At 45.4% G+C, this 13,756-nt stretch carries 24 protein-coding genes; all 24 read left to right on the top strand.

Features of this window, described 5'->3' with window-relative positions; genetic code table 11:
• Window positions 1-27 precede the first annotated feature (27 nt).
• The 24 genes from rplC (at window position 28) to rpsK (ending at window position 13,609) form a co-directional block, all read left to right on the top strand.
• Window positions 28-663, top strand: a complete 636-nt coding sequence (gene rplC / locus F6K49_RS13210) for a 50S ribosomal protein L3 (protein WP_293020901.1) — start codon at window positions 28-30, stop codon at window positions 661-663.
• A 143-nt stretch (window positions 664-806) separates the two neighbouring features.
• Window positions 807-1,439, top strand: a complete 633-nt coding sequence (gene rplD / locus F6K49_RS13215; RefSeq protein WP_075895723.1) for a 50S ribosomal protein L4 — start codon at window positions 807-809, stop codon at window positions 1,437-1,439.
• Window positions 1,432-1,734: a 50S ribosomal protein L23 gene (locus F6K49_RS13220; protein WP_075895721.1), complete on the top strand. Its 303-nt coding sequence runs from the start codon at window positions 1,432-1,434 to the stop codon at window positions 1,732-1,734. Before rplD ends, F6K49_RS13220 begins: the two co-directional genes overlap by 8 nt.
• A 123-nt stretch (window positions 1,735-1,857) precedes the next feature.
• Complete coding sequence (gene rplB / locus F6K49_RS13225; protein ID WP_070390685.1) at window positions 1,858-2,721, top strand: 50S ribosomal protein L2; 864 nt, start codon at window positions 1,858-1,860, stop codon at window positions 2,719-2,721.
• A 111-nt stretch (window positions 2,722-2,832) separates the two neighbouring features.
• Window positions 2,833-3,108 carry a 30S ribosomal protein S19 gene (gene rpsS / locus F6K49_RS13230; protein ID WP_071102183.1) on the top strand — a complete coding sequence of 92 codons (276 nt, stop codon included), beginning with the start codon at window positions 2,833-2,835 and terminating at the stop codon, window positions 3,106-3,108.
• Window positions 3,109-3,158: 50 nt separating this feature from the next.
• The gene (rplV, locus tag F6K49_RS13235) at window positions 3,159-3,518 is read left to right on the top strand and encodes a 50S ribosomal protein L22 (protein WP_071102182.1); all 360 of its coding nucleotides are present in this window, start codon (window positions 3,159-3,161) and stop codon (window positions 3,516-3,518) included.
• A gap of 76 nt (window positions 3,519-3,594) precedes the next feature.
• A complete protein-coding gene (rpsC, locus tag F6K49_RS13240; RefSeq protein ID WP_293020898.1) occupies window positions 3,595-4,320 on the top strand; it encodes a 30S ribosomal protein S3 in 726 nt (241 codons plus the stop codon).
• Between the two features lie 85 nt (window positions 4,321-4,405).
• Window positions 4,406-4,825 (top strand): 50S ribosomal protein L16, encoded by a 420-nt coding sequence (rplP, locus tag F6K49_RS13245; RefSeq protein ID WP_071102180.1) that lies wholly within the window; start codon window positions 4,406-4,408, stop codon window positions 4,823-4,825.
• Window positions 4,826-4,828: 3 nt separating this feature from the next.
• Window positions 4,829-5,110, top strand: coding sequence for a 50S ribosomal protein L29 (gene rpmC / locus F6K49_RS13250; RefSeq protein ID WP_293071536.1), 282 nt, complete (start codon window positions 4,829-4,831; stop codon window positions 5,108-5,110).
• A gap of 8 nt (window positions 5,111-5,118) precedes the next feature.
• Complete coding sequence (gene rpsQ, locus F6K49_RS13255) at window positions 5,119-5,367, top strand: 30S ribosomal protein S17 (protein WP_071102179.1); 249 nt, start codon at window positions 5,119-5,121, stop codon at window positions 5,365-5,367.
• 151 nt (window positions 5,368-5,518) lie between these two features.
• Window positions 5,519-5,887 carry a 50S ribosomal protein L14 gene (gene rplN / locus F6K49_RS13260; protein WP_070390681.1) on the top strand — a complete coding sequence of 123 codons (369 nt, stop codon included), beginning with the start codon at window positions 5,519-5,521 and terminating at the stop codon, window positions 5,885-5,887.
• A complete protein-coding gene (gene rplX, locus F6K49_RS13265) occupies window positions 5,887-6,249 on the top strand; it encodes a 50S ribosomal protein L24 (protein ID WP_293071537.1) in 363 nt (120 codons plus the stop codon). The genes rplN and rplX overlap by 1 nt, the downstream gene beginning before the upstream one ends.
• Window positions 6,250-6,405: 156 nt before the next feature.
• The gene (rplE, locus tag F6K49_RS13270; protein WP_293020893.1) at window positions 6,406-6,951 is read left to right on the top strand and encodes a 50S ribosomal protein L5; all 546 of its coding nucleotides are present in this window, start codon (window positions 6,406-6,408) and stop codon (window positions 6,949-6,951) included.
• 23 nt (window positions 6,952-6,974) lie between these two features.
• Window positions 6,975-7,376 carry a 30S ribosomal protein S8 gene (rpsH, locus tag F6K49_RS13275; RefSeq protein ID WP_008191196.1) on the top strand — a complete coding sequence of 134 codons (402 nt, stop codon included), beginning with the start codon at window positions 6,975-6,977 and terminating at the stop codon, window positions 7,374-7,376.
• Window positions 7,377-7,644: 268 nt separating this feature from the next.
• A complete protein-coding gene (rplF, locus tag F6K49_RS13280; protein ID WP_293043878.1) occupies window positions 7,645-8,184 on the top strand; it encodes a 50S ribosomal protein L6 in 540 nt (179 codons plus the stop codon).
• A gap of 3 nt (window positions 8,185-8,187) precedes the next feature.
• Entirely contained in the window at window positions 8,188-8,550 is a 363-nt protein-coding gene (gene rplR / locus F6K49_RS13285; RefSeq protein ID WP_008191189.1) for a 50S ribosomal protein L18, read from the top strand.
• A 115-nt stretch (window positions 8,551-8,665) separates the two neighbouring features.
• Entirely contained in the window at window positions 8,666-9,187 is a 522-nt protein-coding gene (gene rpsE, locus F6K49_RS13290) for a 30S ribosomal protein S5 (RefSeq protein WP_008191187.1), read from the top strand.
• Between the two features lie 102 nt (window positions 9,188-9,289).
• On the top strand, window positions 9,290-9,739 hold the full coding sequence (gene rplO / locus F6K49_RS13295; RefSeq protein ID WP_070390675.1) for a 50S ribosomal protein L15: 450 nt from the start codon (window positions 9,290-9,292) through the stop codon (window positions 9,737-9,739).
• Between the two features lie 44 nt (window positions 9,740-9,783).
• The gene (gene secY, locus F6K49_RS13300) at window positions 9,784-11,124 is read left to right on the top strand and encodes a preprotein translocase subunit SecY (protein WP_071102175.1); all 1,341 of its coding nucleotides are present in this window, start codon (window positions 9,784-9,786) and stop codon (window positions 11,122-11,124) included.
• Between the two features lie 124 nt (window positions 11,125-11,248).
• Window positions 11,249-11,812 (top strand): adenylate kinase, encoded by a 564-nt coding sequence (locus F6K49_RS13305; RefSeq protein ID WP_293043879.1) that lies wholly within the window; start codon window positions 11,249-11,251, stop codon window positions 11,810-11,812.
• Window positions 11,813-12,134: 322 nt separating this feature from the next.
• The gene (infA, locus tag F6K49_RS13310) at window positions 12,135-12,359 is read left to right on the top strand and encodes a translation initiation factor IF-1 (RefSeq protein WP_008191178.1); all 225 of its coding nucleotides are present in this window, start codon (window positions 12,135-12,137) and stop codon (window positions 12,357-12,359) included.
• A gap of 102 nt (window positions 12,360-12,461) precedes the next feature.
• Window positions 12,462-12,575, top strand: a complete 114-nt coding sequence (rpmJ, locus tag F6K49_RS13315) for a 50S ribosomal protein L36 (protein ID WP_075895709.1) — start codon at window positions 12,462-12,464, stop codon at window positions 12,573-12,575.
• Between the two features lie 71 nt (window positions 12,576-12,646).
• Window positions 12,647-13,030 carry a 30S ribosomal protein S13 gene (gene rpsM, locus F6K49_RS13320; RefSeq protein WP_008191169.1) on the top strand — a complete coding sequence of 128 codons (384 nt, stop codon included), beginning with the start codon at window positions 12,647-12,649 and terminating at the stop codon, window positions 13,028-13,030.
• A 186-nt stretch (window positions 13,031-13,216) separates the two neighbouring features.
• Entirely contained in the window at window positions 13,217-13,609 is a 393-nt protein-coding gene (gene rpsK, locus F6K49_RS13325) for a 30S ribosomal protein S11 (RefSeq protein WP_008191167.1), read from the top strand.
• The last annotated feature ends 147 nt before the right edge of the window (window positions 13,610-13,756 follow it).

Here is a 13,756-nt window from a genome sequence, read left to right on the forward strand (position 1 = left end):
GCTGCAATGTCTACAAAGGAGAAACCCGTGTCTGTCGGTATCCTCGGTACCAAACTCGGTATGACCCAAGTGTTCGATGATGAAGGAAGAGCGATTCCTGTAACCATCGTCCAAGCAGGGCCATGTACTGTGACCCAAATAAAAACCAACCAGACAGATGGCTACAATGCCATTCAAATTGGTTATGACCAAGTCAAGCCTAAGGCAATTACTAAGCCTGAAATAGGACACTTGGCTAAGTCCAGCGCCCCACCCTTACGCCACCTACGTGAGTACCGCGTGGATGATAGCAGTAAGTTTGAACTGGGTCAGCCAGTCAATACCGATATGTTCAGTATTGGTCAAATTGTCGATGTCAGCGGTAAAACCATTGGTCGCGGGTTTGCCGGTTATCAGAAACGTCACAACTTCAGGCGAGGACCGATGGCTCATGGTTCCAAAAACCACCGCCTCCCAGGTTCCACTGGAGCAGGGACAACCCCTGGTCGTACCTATCCAGGTAAGAAAATGGCTGGTCGTTACGGCGGTACCAAGGTGACAATTCGCAAACTTGAGTTAGTCAAGATAGATGCAGAGCGCAATTTGCTACTGATTAAAGGTGCAGTTCCCGGTAAACCAGGGACACTATTGAGCATTGCACCAACTAATAAAGTCGGACGTTAGTCAGAACGAAAAAGCAATTAGCTCCCTCATCGTTAGGTGTAAGCCTGATGTATATGTAACTGTTTATTTTTACTACTAGCACTGAGTGCTGAAAAGCTAACAGCTAATTGCTAAATGCTTGGTCCCTAAGAAGGAGAGAACAAATGGTAGATTGTTCAGTGCGAAACTGGCAAGGGGAAGAAGTAGGGCAGGCAACACTCCAGATGCGAGTTGCCAAAGAAGAAAACGCTGCCCACATTGTTCACCGGTCACTGGTTAGACAAATGGCCAATGCTCGTCAAGGCAATGCTTGTACAAAAACTCGTTCCGAAGTTAGAGGTGGAGGACGCAAACCTTGGCGACAAAAGGGAACCGGTCGTGCTCGTGCTGGTTCGAATCGTTCACCCCTATGGCGTGGTGGTGGTGTGATCTTTGGTCCGAAACCCAGAGACTATAGCCAGAAAATGAACCGCAAAGAGCGTCGCTTGGCTCTAAGAACAGCGTTTATGAGTCGAGCCGAGGATTTGATTGTGGTAGAGGAATTTGTTGAGCAACTACCACGACCCAAAACCAAGGATGTGGTGGCAGCAATTGGTCGGTGGGGAATTGAGCCTGAGTCAAAAGTTCTCATAATCCTAGCTCAGCCAGAAGAAAAGGTTTATTTGTCAGTCCGTAACCTAGCAACTGTCAAGTTGATTTATGCCACCAACTTGAATATCTATGATATCCTAGCCGCTGATAAAATCGTGACCACTAACACGGCTCTTACCAAAATTCAGGAGGTTTACAATGACTGAGTATAACCCCCGTGACCTTGCTGATTTGGTGATTCGCCCAATTGTGACTGAGAAGGCGACCCTACTGATGGAGCAGAACAAGTATGTCTTTGATGTGATTATCAAAGCGACAAAGCCACAAATTAGAGCCGCGATTGAAAGTCTTTTTGAAGTGAAAGTGGTGGCAGTAAATACCCTACGTCCGCCACGTAAAAAGCGTCGAGTGGGAAGATTTGTAGGTTACAAACCCCAGTACAAACGGGCGATTGTTACCCTAGCTCCAGGAGATTCCATTACTCTATTCCCAGACGTATAAAACTGGCTAATTGCTAAATGCTAATTATTAATTTGGTTAATTGCCAATTGGTAGATTGTCAATTGTTAAGACAAACTAGTCAAGACAAACTAGTCAAGACAAACTAATTAAAAAATACTTGTTATGGGCATCCGTAGCTATAGACCATACACCCCAGGCACTCGTCAGGGTACTGTCTCAGACTTCGCTGAGATTACTCGGACTGAGCCAGAAAAATCCCTAACCAAGTCTAAGCATCGTAAAAAAGGTCGCAATAATCGCGGTGTTATTACCTGTCGCCATCGCGGTGGCGGACATAAGCGTCTATACAGGGTAATTGACTTCCGCCGGGATAAGCACAATATTCCAGCAAAAGTGGCAGCAATTGAGTATGACCCCAATCGGAATGCTAGGATTGCGCTCCTCTACTATCAAGATGGGGAAAAGCGATATATCTTGCATCCTGTGGGTTTGGAAGTGGGGTCAAGCATCATATCTGGGCCTGACTCTCCCATCGAAATAGGCAATGCCTTGCCCCTAAAGGATATTCCCTTAGGCACAAACGTGCATAACGTTGAACTGATCCCAGGGCGAGGAGCACAGATTGTTCGTGCTGCCGGGGCAACTGCTCAAGTGCAAGCAAAAGAAGGTGACTATGTCACCCTAAAGCTGCCCTCTAGTGAAGTCAGGATGTTGCGTAAAGAATGCTACGCCACTATTGGACAGGTCGGTAATGTTGAAGCGAGAAACTTGAGTTTAGGCAAAGCTGGTCGCAATCGACATAGAGGCCGTCGTCCCCAAGTACGGGGCAGTGTAATGAACCCGGTAGATCACCCCCATGGCGGTGGTGAGGGTAGAGCTCCGATTGGTAGAAGTGGTCCAGTAACCCCCTGGGGTAAACCAGCCTTGGGAGCCAAAACTCGTAAGGTCAAAAAGCAAAGTAGTTCTTTAATTGTCCGGCGTAGGCGGAAATCCTCGAAGCGAGGGCGCGGCGGTCGCGATTCTTAAGGAGTTGAACGTTAAAGTTAGCAGGTTAAAGGTTGTAACTAGCAACTACTAACTACAAACTAGCAACTATTAACTACCAACTAACAACTAAAAACTAACGAGCGTTGAATTATGGGTCGTTCATTAAAAAAAGGTCCTTTTATAGCCGATAGTCTTCTGACTAAGATTGAAACCTTGAATGCTAAAGGCCAAAAACAGGTGATTAAAACCTGGTCAAGAGCCTCAACCATTGTGCCGCAGATGGTAGGTCACACCATTGCCGTTCATAACGGGCGGACACATGTACCAGTTTTTATCAATGAGCAGATGGTAGGTCATAAGCTGGGCGAATTTGCCCCGACTCGAACATTTCGGGGACATGTTAAGGATGGTAAGGCCCGTCGTTAAAGTGATTAGTTCAGTAGTTAGTAGCTATAAAGAAAGCAAATGATGGAACGATGGCGATAGACACTACAGCAGAAACTAAAGCGATCGCACGCTACATTCGAATGTCTCCAAGTAAGGTCAGGCGAGTACTTGACCAAATTCGAGGGCGTTCCTATCGGGAAGCTCTGATCATTCTGGAATTCATGCCCTACCGGGCTTGCCAACCAGTATTGAAAGTACTACGCTCCGCTGTTGCCAATGCTGAACACAATTCAGGTATTGACCCGGCTAGCTTATACATCACTAAAGCTTTTGCGGATATGGGACCAAGCTTGAAGCGATATCGACCAAGGGCTCAAGGTCGTGCTTATCAGATTCGCAAGCCAACCTGTCATATCACAGTGGCTGTTTCTCCAGAAGTAGATGATTAGTTAGTGAGTTAATTGAGAATTACCAAGGGCAAACACTAATAGCGCTATGGCTCGATAATAGGGAAAGAAAAGAACAGTGGGACAGAAAATACATCCAATTGGTTTTCGGCTAGGTATCACGCAAGAGCATCGCTCTCGCTGGTTTGCCGACTCAAAGCGTTATCCGCTTCTGTTGCAGGAAGACTACCAAATCAGACAATATGTTGAGAAAAACCTCAATAATGCTGGAATTTCTGACATCCGGATTGAGCGCAAAGCTGACCAGATTGATTTAGAAATTCATACAGCTCGACCTGGGGTAGTTGTTGGTCGTGGTGGCAGTGGTATTGAGTCTTTGCGTGTCGGTCTGCAAAAAGCCCTGCACAACAGTCGTCAAATTCGCATCAACGTTGTAGAAGTATCGCGGGTGGATGCAGATGCTACCCTAATTGCCGAGTACATTGCCCAACAACTAGAGCGCCGAGTTTCCTTCAGACGAGTGGTTCGTCAAGCAATTCAGCGGGCTCAGCGGGCTGATGTCCAAGGCATTAAAGTTCAGGTAGGTGGTCGGTTAAATGGAGCTGAAATTGCCCGAAGCGAGTGGACTCGTGAAGGACGAGTTCCCCTCCATACCCTCCGGGCAAATATTGACTATTCCTACAAAACGGCTCAAACCATTTATGGAATTTTGGGCATTAAAGTTTGGGTGTTCAAAGGGGAAGTGATTCCCGGTCAAGAAGAAAAGCCTACCCCTAACACAGCTCAACCTCGTCGCCGTCAGCCAAAACGCCGCCAGCAGTTTGAAGACCGGTCAAATGACTAGTTACTAATGACTAGTCATTTTAAAATTGCTTGCTTGTTAATTGTCAGTTTTCAGTTTTCGATTTTCAATTAACAAAGAACAAATTATGTTAAGTCCAAAAAGAACAAAATTTCGCAAACAGCACCGGGGAAGAATGAAGGGTATGGCCACTCGTGGCAGTACCATTAACTTTGGTGATTATGCGCTGCAAGCCACAGAACCAGCTTGGATTACCTCCCGCCAAATCGAAGCAGGTCGTCGGGCAATGACCCGCTACGTTCGTCGTGGTGGCAAAATCTGGATTCGAATTTTCCCAGATAAACCAGTCACCATGCGTCCAGCAGAAACTCGTATGGGTTCTGGAAAAGGTTCCCCAGAGTTTTGGGTAGCAGTAGTTAAACCCGGTCGGATTATCTATGAAATCGCTGGGGTAAGCGAAGAGGTTGCTCGCGAAGCCATGCGTCTGGCTGCTAACAAATTTCCGATTAAATTGAAGTTCATTTCTCGTGAAGGGGAACAGGTATAAGCTATGGCTCTGCCCAAGATAGAAGATGCTAGAAGCCTGAGCGATGCCGAACTGGAGCAGGAAATTTTAGCAGCTAAGCGTCAGTTGTTTGACTTGCGCCTGCAAAAGGCAACCAAACGCTTAGAAAAACCTCACCAGTTTAAGCATCTGAAGCACCGAATCGCTCAGCTAATGACAGTAGAACGAGAACGCCAACTCGCTCAGAAAGAATCAACAGATACCTCACAAAGTGATACCCCACAATCAGAAGAAAGTGATACCCCACAATCAGAATCAGACGAATAGGAAAGATTATGGCAGCAAAAGAGAGAGTTGGCCTGGTGGTCAGCGACAAAATGGACAAAACTGTGGTGGTGGCTATTGAAAATCGGTCTCCCCACCCAAAGTACGGCAAAATTGTTGTGCGTACCAAGCGATACAAAGCTCATGATGAGGAAAATAAATGTAAAGAAGGCGATCGCGTTCGGATTAGAGAAACACGACCACTGAGTCGTACCAAACGCTGGATGGTTGCTGAAATCGTCAGTAGTTCCTCAAAATAGCGAGTTAACCATAGTCGATGTGGGTTCTCCACGACCTACAAATGTGCGTGAGATCTCGGAAGAAAATCCTTTCGGAATTGGAAACTTACCAAGGTTTAACTCATAACTCGTTTAACTCATAACTGATTACTCTATTAGAGGAGGAACACTGATGATTCAACAAGAGAGCTACCTAAACGTTGCTGACAACAGTGGAGCCAGAAAAATAATGTGCATCCGCGTTATTGGTGCTGGAAATCGGCGCTACGGTGGTGTGGGTGATGTAATTATTGGTGTGGTCAAAGATGCCATTCCAAATATGGGGGTCAAAAAGTCAGATGTAGTTAGGGCTGTGATTGTGCGCACCCGCAAGGGCCTACGTCGGGAAAGCGGTATGAGTATTCGCTTTGATGACAACGCAGCAGTAATCATAAACGCAGATGGCAATCCCAGAGGTACCCGGGTTTTTGGCCCTGTAGCGCGGGAACTGCGAGAGAAAAACTTCACAAAAATTATATCCCTTGCTCCGGAGGTACTCTGATGCCAAGTAAACACAAGAAGGCACAAACTGATACCCCATTACGCTACAAAATGCACGTTAAAAAGGGCGACACGGTACAAGTGATTGCCGGTCGAGATAAAGGCAAAATTGGAGAAATCTTGCGGACGCTACCCAAAATTAGCAAGGTAGTAGTCAAAGGAGTTAACGTCAAAACTAAGCATGTCAAGCCTCAACAGGAAGGTGAGAAAGGTCAAATTGCTACGTTTGAAGCTCCAATCCATAGCTCCAACGTTATGCTTTACTCGAATAAAGAAAAAATTGCCAGCCGCATCTGCTATACCTTTACCGATGAGGGTCGTAAGGTGCGGATGCTCAAAAAAACTGGTGAGATTATTGACTAATTAGTCCCTAGTCCTTAATCCTTAGTCCTCAGTAATCAAAAAAGTAACAAAAAAATTACTATTGGCAGTTACTAATGGCTAATGGTCAATGACCAATGACTAATAACTAATCACAATTGCCCTGACCAAGCCCAGGGAAATCAAAGGAAAAAAACTATGACAAAAGGGTTAAAAATCCTATACCAGGAAACAATAGTCCCCAAATTAAAAGAGCAATTCGGTTACAAAAACATTCATCAAGTACCGAAATTAGTCAAAGTTAGTCTTAACCGAGGATTAGGAGAGGCATCTCAAAATGCCAAGGCTCTGGAATCGTCGGTAAGCGAAATTGCGATCATCACCGGTCAAAAACCGGTGGTCACACGAGCAAAACAAGCGATCGCGGGTTTTAAAATCCGTGCTGGGATGCCTGTTGGTGTCACGGTTACCCTCCGTTCAGAGCGTATGTACTCCTTTCTAGAGCGGCTAATTAACTTAGCCCTACCAAGAATTCGGGACTTTCGGGGTCTTAGCCCTAGAAGCTTTGACGGTCGTGGTAACTACACTCTTGGGGTGCGAGAGCAACTCATTTTTCCAGAAGTAGACTACGACAGCATCGATCAGATTCGTGGTATGGATATTACCATAGTCACCACTGCCAACACTGACGAAGAAGGTCGCGCCTTACTCAAAGAGATGGGAATGCCTTTCCGGGAGAAATAAGCCTGTAATCATAGGAAGGAACAATGCCGGCAAACGACACAATTGCAGATATGCTGACCCGCATTAGAAATGCCTGCTTGGTTCGGCATCAAACAACAAATGTACAATCAACTAAAATGACCCGGGCGATTGCCCAAGTACTCAAAGAAGAAGGCTTTATTACTGATTTTGAGGAAGCAGGCGAAGGGGTCAAAAAATACTTAGTTGTTTCCCTAAAATACAAGGGCAACAATCGTAAACCAATTATCAGAGCCCTGAAGCGGGTGAGTAAACCGGGATTGCGAGTTTACTCCAACCGTAAAGAACTGCCAAGAGTCTTGGGAGGGATTGGGATTGCTATTATCTCTACTTCTAATGGCATCATGACCGACCGGGAAGCAAGGCGTCGGGGAATTGGTGGTGAAGTTCTGTGTTACGTATGGTAAAGGATGAAGCATGAAGGATGAAGGATATACTAAGAGCCGTCAGCTGACGCGCTACTTAAAAATCTTCTAGGCTTGCCAGCTATCAGCTGAAAGCCCCTGTAGCTTAGAGCATCAGTTCGAGCAGCCAGATCAGTATATGCCCAACGGTTCGATAACAACCTAGGATTGATCGGATTAGCTGATTAACCAATTCATGACATGGTTCATACTTCATACTTCATACTTCATACTTCATACTTCATACTTCTTTAGTTAGGAGGATTATTTTATGTCACGTATTGGCAAGCGCCCTATACCAATTCCCAGTAAAGTTACTGTAACAATAGACGGTCAACAGGTTAAGGTCAAAGGTTCCAAAGGTGAACTGGAGTGGGTTTTGCCAGATACAATTAAAGCTGAGCAAGTCGATGAAACTGTACAGGTTTCCCGGCGCGAAGAAACCCGAACCGCCCGTGAAAGTCATGGTTTGTCTCGCACTTTGGTTGCCAACATGATTGAGGGAGTCTCCAAAGGCTTTGAAAAACGTTTGGACATTCAGGGAGTCGGTTATCGAGCTCAAGTGAAAGGTCGAAATCTAATTTTAAACGTTGGTTACAGCCAGCCAGTGGAGATCGTTCCTCCTGAGGGGATTGAAGTCAAAGTTGAAAACAACACCAACGTGATTGTCAGTGGCATCAACAAAGAAGTTGTAGGCAACACAGCTGCAAAAATTCGTGCAGTTCGACCCCCAGAAGTCTATAAAGGTAAAGGCATTCGATATGCCGGTGAAGTAGTCAGACGTAAAGCTGGTAAAGCAGGTAAGAAGTAAACTATGAAACTTACTCGAAAAGAATCTATACGACACAGACATAGGCGGGTACGCCGGAAAGTCAGTGGTACTGCTGAACGCCCAAGATTAGCTGTATTTCGCTCTAATGAGCACATTTATGTGCAAGTTATCGATGACAATCAGCAACATACCATAGTGGCAGCTTCAACGTTAGAACCAGCTCTGAGATCTGAACTCAAATCTGGAGCCACTTGTGAAGCCTCAGCTAAAGTGGGTCAGTTGGTGGCCCAGCGAGCACTAGAAAAAGGTCTCAAGAAAGTGGTCTTTGACCGTGGGGGCTACCTATATCATGGTCGTGTCAAAGCTTTAGCAGAAGCTGCTCGTGAAGCAGGGCTAGATTTTTAGTAAATGCTAATTAAAAATTGAGAACTGACAATTGCAATTAGTTAAGAGTTAGCAGCGATAAATTAGCTAATCTTTGATTACTTACTATCATTCATGATTTAATCTATAGCGAACTATGGCAAATCGGAGAAAAAACAACCGCTCTAAAGAAAAAGAAAGTAATTGGCAAGAGCGGGTTATCCAAATCCGCCGCGTTAGTAAGGTGGTCAAAGGGGGCAAAAAATTGAGCTTCCGCGCCATCGTAGTTGTAGGTAATGAAAAAGGTCAAGTGGGGGTTGGTGTAGGCAAAGCCAGTGATGTAATTGGTGCTGTCCGTAAAGGAGTTGCTGATGCTAAAAAGCAACTCATTGATGTACCCTTAACCAAAACTAATTCCATTCCTCACCCATCTAGAGGTAGGGCTGTAGGAGCCAAAGTGATCATGCGACCTGCTGCTCCAGGAACTGGGGTGATTGCTGGTGGTGCTGTGCGCACAGTACTTGAGTTAGCTGGAGTTAAAAATGTCTTAGCTAAACAGCTTGGTTCCAATAACCCCCTCAATAATGCTAGAGCAGCAATCAACTCTCTTGATTCCCTGCGCACATTTTCAGAGGTGGCTCAAGAACGAGATATTCCCCTTGAACAAATCTATGCATAAATTAAAAACCAGGTAGGTAGAAATAAAAGTAATATGCTCAAGGTTGACGGTTTAGCGTCAGCCGTCAATCAAAAAAAAACATTTTTATCCTTACAAAAAACGATGAGAATCAATGATGCAGTCCCCAAACAAGGCTCCAAAAAGCGCCGACGCCGTGTAGGTCGTGGCATTGCTGCTGGTCAAGGGGCTAGCTGCGGTTTTGGAATGCGTGGTCAAAAATCCCGTTCAGGTCGAGGGACAAGACCTGGTTTTGAAGGGGGTCAGATGCCCTTATATCGCCGTATTCCCAAGTTAAAACACTTTACGGTAATTAACCCCAAACATTACACTACAATCAACGTAGGTAAGTTGGCATCACTTCCCGCCAATACTGAGGTAACTTTGGAATCCTTGTTGGAGACAGGTTTGGTCACCACCAATGATGGTCCATTGAAACTACTCGGTGATGGGGAGCTGAATGTGCCACTCAATATCAAAGCTGCTGCCTTTACAAGTGGTGCCCGCCAAAAAATCGAGGCGGCTGGTGGCAGCTGGGAAGTTATAGCTAAGTAACCCCTTTAGCCCTTATGCTCCTGTATCTTCAAGAGGTACCTTAAATGACTGTCAGTCGAGACAAAGCCCCAACTGCTCAAGAGACGTTTATGCAAATGGCTCAAGCGGCTGGCCTTAGAGGTCGGCTGCTTGTCACCGTTGGTTTGTTGATTTTAGCCCGCTTGGGTGTCTTTCTTCCTGTACCAGGAATTGATCGAGCCAGATTTTCAGCAGAACTGCAGAATAGCCCCTTTGTCGGTCTTTTAGACTTTTTCTCTGGTGGTGGTTTTTCCGCCCTAGGGATTTTTGCCTTGGGAATTTTGCCTTATATTAATGCTTCGATTATCCTACAACTGCTAACCGCAGCAATTCCTGCTTTAGAAAATTTGCAGAAAAATGAAGGTGAAGCAGGGCGTCGAAAAATCGGTCAGATTACCCGTTATGTTGCCCTAGGCTGGTCTGTGATTCAAAGTATTGGCTTATCGTTGTGGGCACAGCGGTTTGCTGTTGAACCAGGCGCATTCTTCGTGTTTGAAACTGTCCTTGCCCTCACGGCTGGCTCTATGTTCGTGATGTGGTTATCAGAGTTAATTACTGAACGAGGCATTGGCAACGGAGCTTCACTGTTGATTTTTGTCAATATTGTTGCTGTTTTGCCCCGCACCTTGGGTCAAACCATTGAACTGGCTCAGACCGGGGGTCGAGAAACCGTGGGTAAGGTAATTGTGCTGCTGTTAGTTTTCCTAGTCATGATTGTCGGTATTGTATTTGTGCAAGAAGGCAGCCGACGCATTCCGATTATTACTGCCAGACGTCAAGTTGGTAAGCGCCTTTACCGGGAGCGGAAAAATTATTTGCCCCTAAGGCTAAACCAAGGTGGCGTGATGCCAATTATCTTTGCCTCAGCCGTCTTAATCCTACCCACATCTCTAGCTGGAATAACTAGTGGCGATAATAGCAATGGATTGTTAGCCCCAATCAATCAAGTCCTAATTCAGATTGCCAATTATCTCAACCCCAATGGTCAAACTCCTTGGGTCTATGTTGCTGTCTATTTAGTGTTGATTTTGTTCTTTAGCTACTTCTACGCCTCCCTGATTATCAACCCAGTAGATATGTCCCAGAATTTGAAGAAAATGGGGGCAAGTATCCCTGGTATTCGACCAGGAAGAGCTACCAGTGAATATATAGAGAGAGTTTTGAACCGACTGACCTTATTAGGAGCAATTTTCCTAGGACTGGTAGCTGTAGTACCAACTGCAGTCGAAAGCGCCACTGGTGTAACCACATTTAGAGGATTAGGTGCCACATCGTTGCTGATTTTGGTGGGAGTTGCCATCGATACAGCCAAGCAAATTCAAACCTACGTGATTTCCCAGCGTTACGAAGGTATGGTCAAGCAGTAAAATCATTGGGCTTTGGAAGCAGCAGCTTTTTTCGGTGAATGAACCTCAAATTTTCGGGTCAGTTGGTTTTTGTTCATTACCTAGGACAAAAACCAACTGACACATCACCCATGACACATGACACATGAAAAGATTAATCTTTTTAGGACCTCCAGGAGCAGGTAAAGGAACTCAAGCCAAAATTGTGGCTGAACAACTAGGGATTCCTCACATTTCAACCGGGGAAATTTTGCGAGGGGCTGTTAGTGCTCAAACCCTCCTGGGTCAAAAAGCTCAGTCCTATATGGATAAGGGAGAATTGGTGCCTGACGAGTTGCTCATAGATCTGATCCGCGATCGCCTAAATCAACCCGATGCTCAAAAGGGTTGGATATTAGACGGTTTTCCCCGTAACGTCAGCCAAGCCCATTTCTTGAATGACCTGTTGCAAGAGCTTGACCAAACTTTGGATGGTGCCATCAACCTGGAAGTTCCAGATCAGGTTTTGATCGACAGACTATTGGAAAGGGGTCGTAAGGAGGGACGTACAGATGATAATGAGGAAACTATCCGCACACGTCTTGAGGTCTATAACCATCAAACAGCTCCTTTGGTGGAATTTTACCGAGAACACTCAGCTTTAAAATCTATTAATGGTGATCTCTCCTTAGAGCAAGTCACCGAATCGATTAAACAGGTTCTAGGGTAATGATTTTAGGGTAAGCCCGTGCTTAAGCGCGGAAACCCCCTGCGTCCGGCAGGTCAGCCATCATCTGACCCTATTGTAGCTAATACCATTAGCCTAATACGACTAATTTAGACTAATGGTTCTTATAATGGTTCGACCGGTGTAACCTATGCTTTGAGCTAGCCCACGGGAAAAATGCTTCCCTCACCCCGCTACTCCAAATTTGGTGGCAAAGTCATTTAGTTGGTATAATTTTGGATTTGATAAAATATGTTAAGACTCCCTGAATTAAATAATCAAAATTTAGAACCTAGGGGGATAGTTGTATTGAGGTTAAAACACGTTGGCTAAACAAGACTTAATTGAAATGGAAGGCACGGTGACCGAATCCCTGCCGAATGCCATGTTCCGGGTTGACTTGGACAATGGCTTTAATGTCCTAGCTCATATTTCCGGTAAAATCCGTCGGAATTACATCAAAATTCTGCCTGGAGACCGGGTCAAAGTTGAACTAACCCCCTACGATTTAACCAAAGGTAGGATTACCTACCGCCTGCGTAAGAAGTAAAACTAGCAGTGACTTCTGTTTTATTAAAAATCAGTTAAATTTGACAAGTCAACCAAAAAAAAGATATAATAACCAACTGCATTATGTCCAGAAAAAAAAGACATGAAAGTTAGACCATCTGTCCGAAAAATGTGTGAGAAGTGCCGCGTAATTAAACGCCACGGTCGAGTTATGGTAATTTGCCCCAATCCCAAGCACAAACAGCGTCAGGGATAAATCTCAAATCCATACACTTAATCCATACATTTAATTTGTAGCACAAAACTTCAGTCAAGGGAGAACCAAGCGTGGCTCGGATTGCCAGTGTAGACCTACCTCGCGATAAACGTGTAGAAATAGGTCTGACCTACATTTATGGAATCGGTCTGTCGCGGTCTAAAGACATTTTAGCAGCAACAGGAGTTAACCCAGATACGAGGGTTAAGGATTTGACCGATGCGGAGGTGGCTGCCCTCAGAGCAGCTGTCGAAAAAAATTATCAGGTGGAAGGGGATTTAAGGCGCTGGCAGTCAATGAACATCAAGCGCCTAGTAGATATTGGTACCTATCGCGGACGTCGTCATCGCATGGGACTGCCCGTGAGAGGACAGCGAACCCGCACTAATGCCCGTACCCGTCGCGGTAGACGAGTGACTATCGCTGGAAAGAAAAAAGCACCGGCTAAGAAGTAATAGCTCTAGTCAGCCCAACTATCCACCACAGCTTTCTTGTCATTGGTCATTCGTCAAAAGTAACTGCCAGGAGACCTTCTGTTAGTCACTTTGGACAAAGGACTTTGGACAAAAGACTTTCGAAAAAATTGTACAGGTTACTCAACCCCAAGATAATCAATCACCCATAGAGTAAAGTCAAGTGACATGGCGCGACCAACAAAAAAAGGTGGTACAAAAAAGCAGAAACGCAATGTACCCAATGGAATAGCATACATCCAGTCTACGTTCAATAATACTATCGTTACCATTTCTGACACCAAAGGGGATGTAGTCTCTTGGGCTTCAGCTGGCTCTAGTGGATTTAAGGGGGCAAAAAAAGGAACTCCCTTCGCTGCTCAGACCGCTGCTGACAGTGCTGCCCGACGAGCCATAGACCAAGGTATGCGTCAGGTGGAAGTGATGGTGAGTGGACCAGGAGCAGGTCGAGAAACCGCTATTCGGGCCCTGCAAGGAGCCGGACTGGAAATCACCCTAATCAGGGATGTAACTCCAATTCCTCATAACGGCTGCCGTCCACCCAAACGGCGTCGAGTATAAGAGTATATTTTTTGCGACCGTTAGGTTGAAAGGAAAGTAGCTTGAAAGGAGGAGGTTCATCAGGAACTTCTTACCCTTTTTACCCTTTGGCTTACTATCCCTTCAACCTGTATTCGGTTAAAGGGGTCTTATGAATAGAGGGAGGTC

It is taken from the genome of Moorena sp. SIO3I6 (assembly GCF_010672095.1).

Bases quoted from the DNA above. Each gene is read 5' to 3' on its own strand.
- rplO (WP_070390675.1), top strand. From the start codon at position 9,290: ATGAGAATCAATGATGCAGTCCCCAAACAAGGCTCCAAAAAGCGCCGA.
- secY (WP_071102175.1), top strand. From the start codon at position 9,784: ATGACTGTCAGTCGAGACAAAGCCCCAACTGCTCAAGAGACGTTTATG.
- rplN (WP_070390681.1), top strand. From the start codon at position 5,519: ATGATTCAACAAGAGAGCTACCTAAACGTTGCTGACAACAGTGGAGCC.
- rpmC (WP_293071536.1), top strand. From the start codon at position 4,829: ATGGCTCTGCCCAAGATAGAAGATGCTAGAAGCCTGAGCGATGCCGAA.
- rplP (WP_071102180.1), top strand. From the start codon at position 4,406: ATGTTAAGTCCAAAAAGAACAAAATTTCGCAAACAGCACCGGGGAAGA.
- rpsH (WP_008191196.1), top strand. From the start codon at position 6,975: ATGCCGGCAAACGACACAATTGCAGATATGCTGACCCGCATTAGAAAT.
- rpmJ (WP_075895709.1), top strand. From the start codon at position 12,462: ATGAAAGTTAGACCATCTGTCCGAAAAATGTGTGAGAAGTGCCGCGTA.
- F6K49_RS13220 (WP_075895721.1), top strand. From the start codon at position 1,432: ATGACTGAGTATAACCCCCGTGACCTTGCTGATTTGGTGATTCGCCCA.
- rplB (WP_070390685.1), top strand. From the start codon at position 1,858: ATGGGCATCCGTAGCTATAGACCATACACCCCAGGCACTCGTCAGGGT.
- F6K49_RS13305 (WP_293043879.1), top strand. From the start codon at position 11,249: ATGAAAAGATTAATCTTTTTAGGACCTCCAGGAGCAGGTAAAGGAACT.
- rplF (WP_293043878.1), top strand. From the start codon at position 7,645: ATGTCACGTATTGGCAAGCGCCCTATACCAATTCCCAGTAAAGTTACT.
- rplX (WP_293071537.1), top strand. From the start codon at position 5,887: ATGCCAAGTAAACACAAGAAGGCACAAACTGATACCCCATTACGCTAC.
- rpsE (WP_008191187.1), top strand. From the start codon at position 8,666: ATGGCAAATCGGAGAAAAAACAACCGCTCTAAAGAAAAAGAAAGTAAT.
- rplV (WP_071102182.1), top strand. From the start codon at position 3,159: ATGGCGATAGACACTACAGCAGAAACTAAAGCGATCGCACGCTACATT.
- rplE (WP_293020893.1), top strand. From the start codon at position 6,406: ATGACAAAAGGGTTAAAAATCCTATACCAGGAAACAATAGTCCCCAAA.
- rplD (WP_075895723.1), top strand. From the start codon at position 807: ATGGTAGATTGTTCAGTGCGAAACTGGCAAGGGGAAGAAGTAGGGCAG.
- rpsK (WP_008191167.1), top strand. From the start codon at position 13,217: ATGGCGCGACCAACAAAAAAAGGTGGTACAAAAAAGCAGAAACGCAAT.
- rpsQ (WP_071102179.1), top strand. From the start codon at position 5,119: ATGGCAGCAAAAGAGAGAGTTGGCCTGGTGGTCAGCGACAAAATGGAC.
- rplR (WP_008191189.1), top strand. From the start codon at position 8,188: ATGAAACTTACTCGAAAAGAATCTATACGACACAGACATAGGCGGGTA.
- rpsS (WP_071102183.1), top strand. From the start codon at position 2,833: ATGGGTCGTTCATTAAAAAAAGGTCCTTTTATAGCCGATAGTCTTCTG.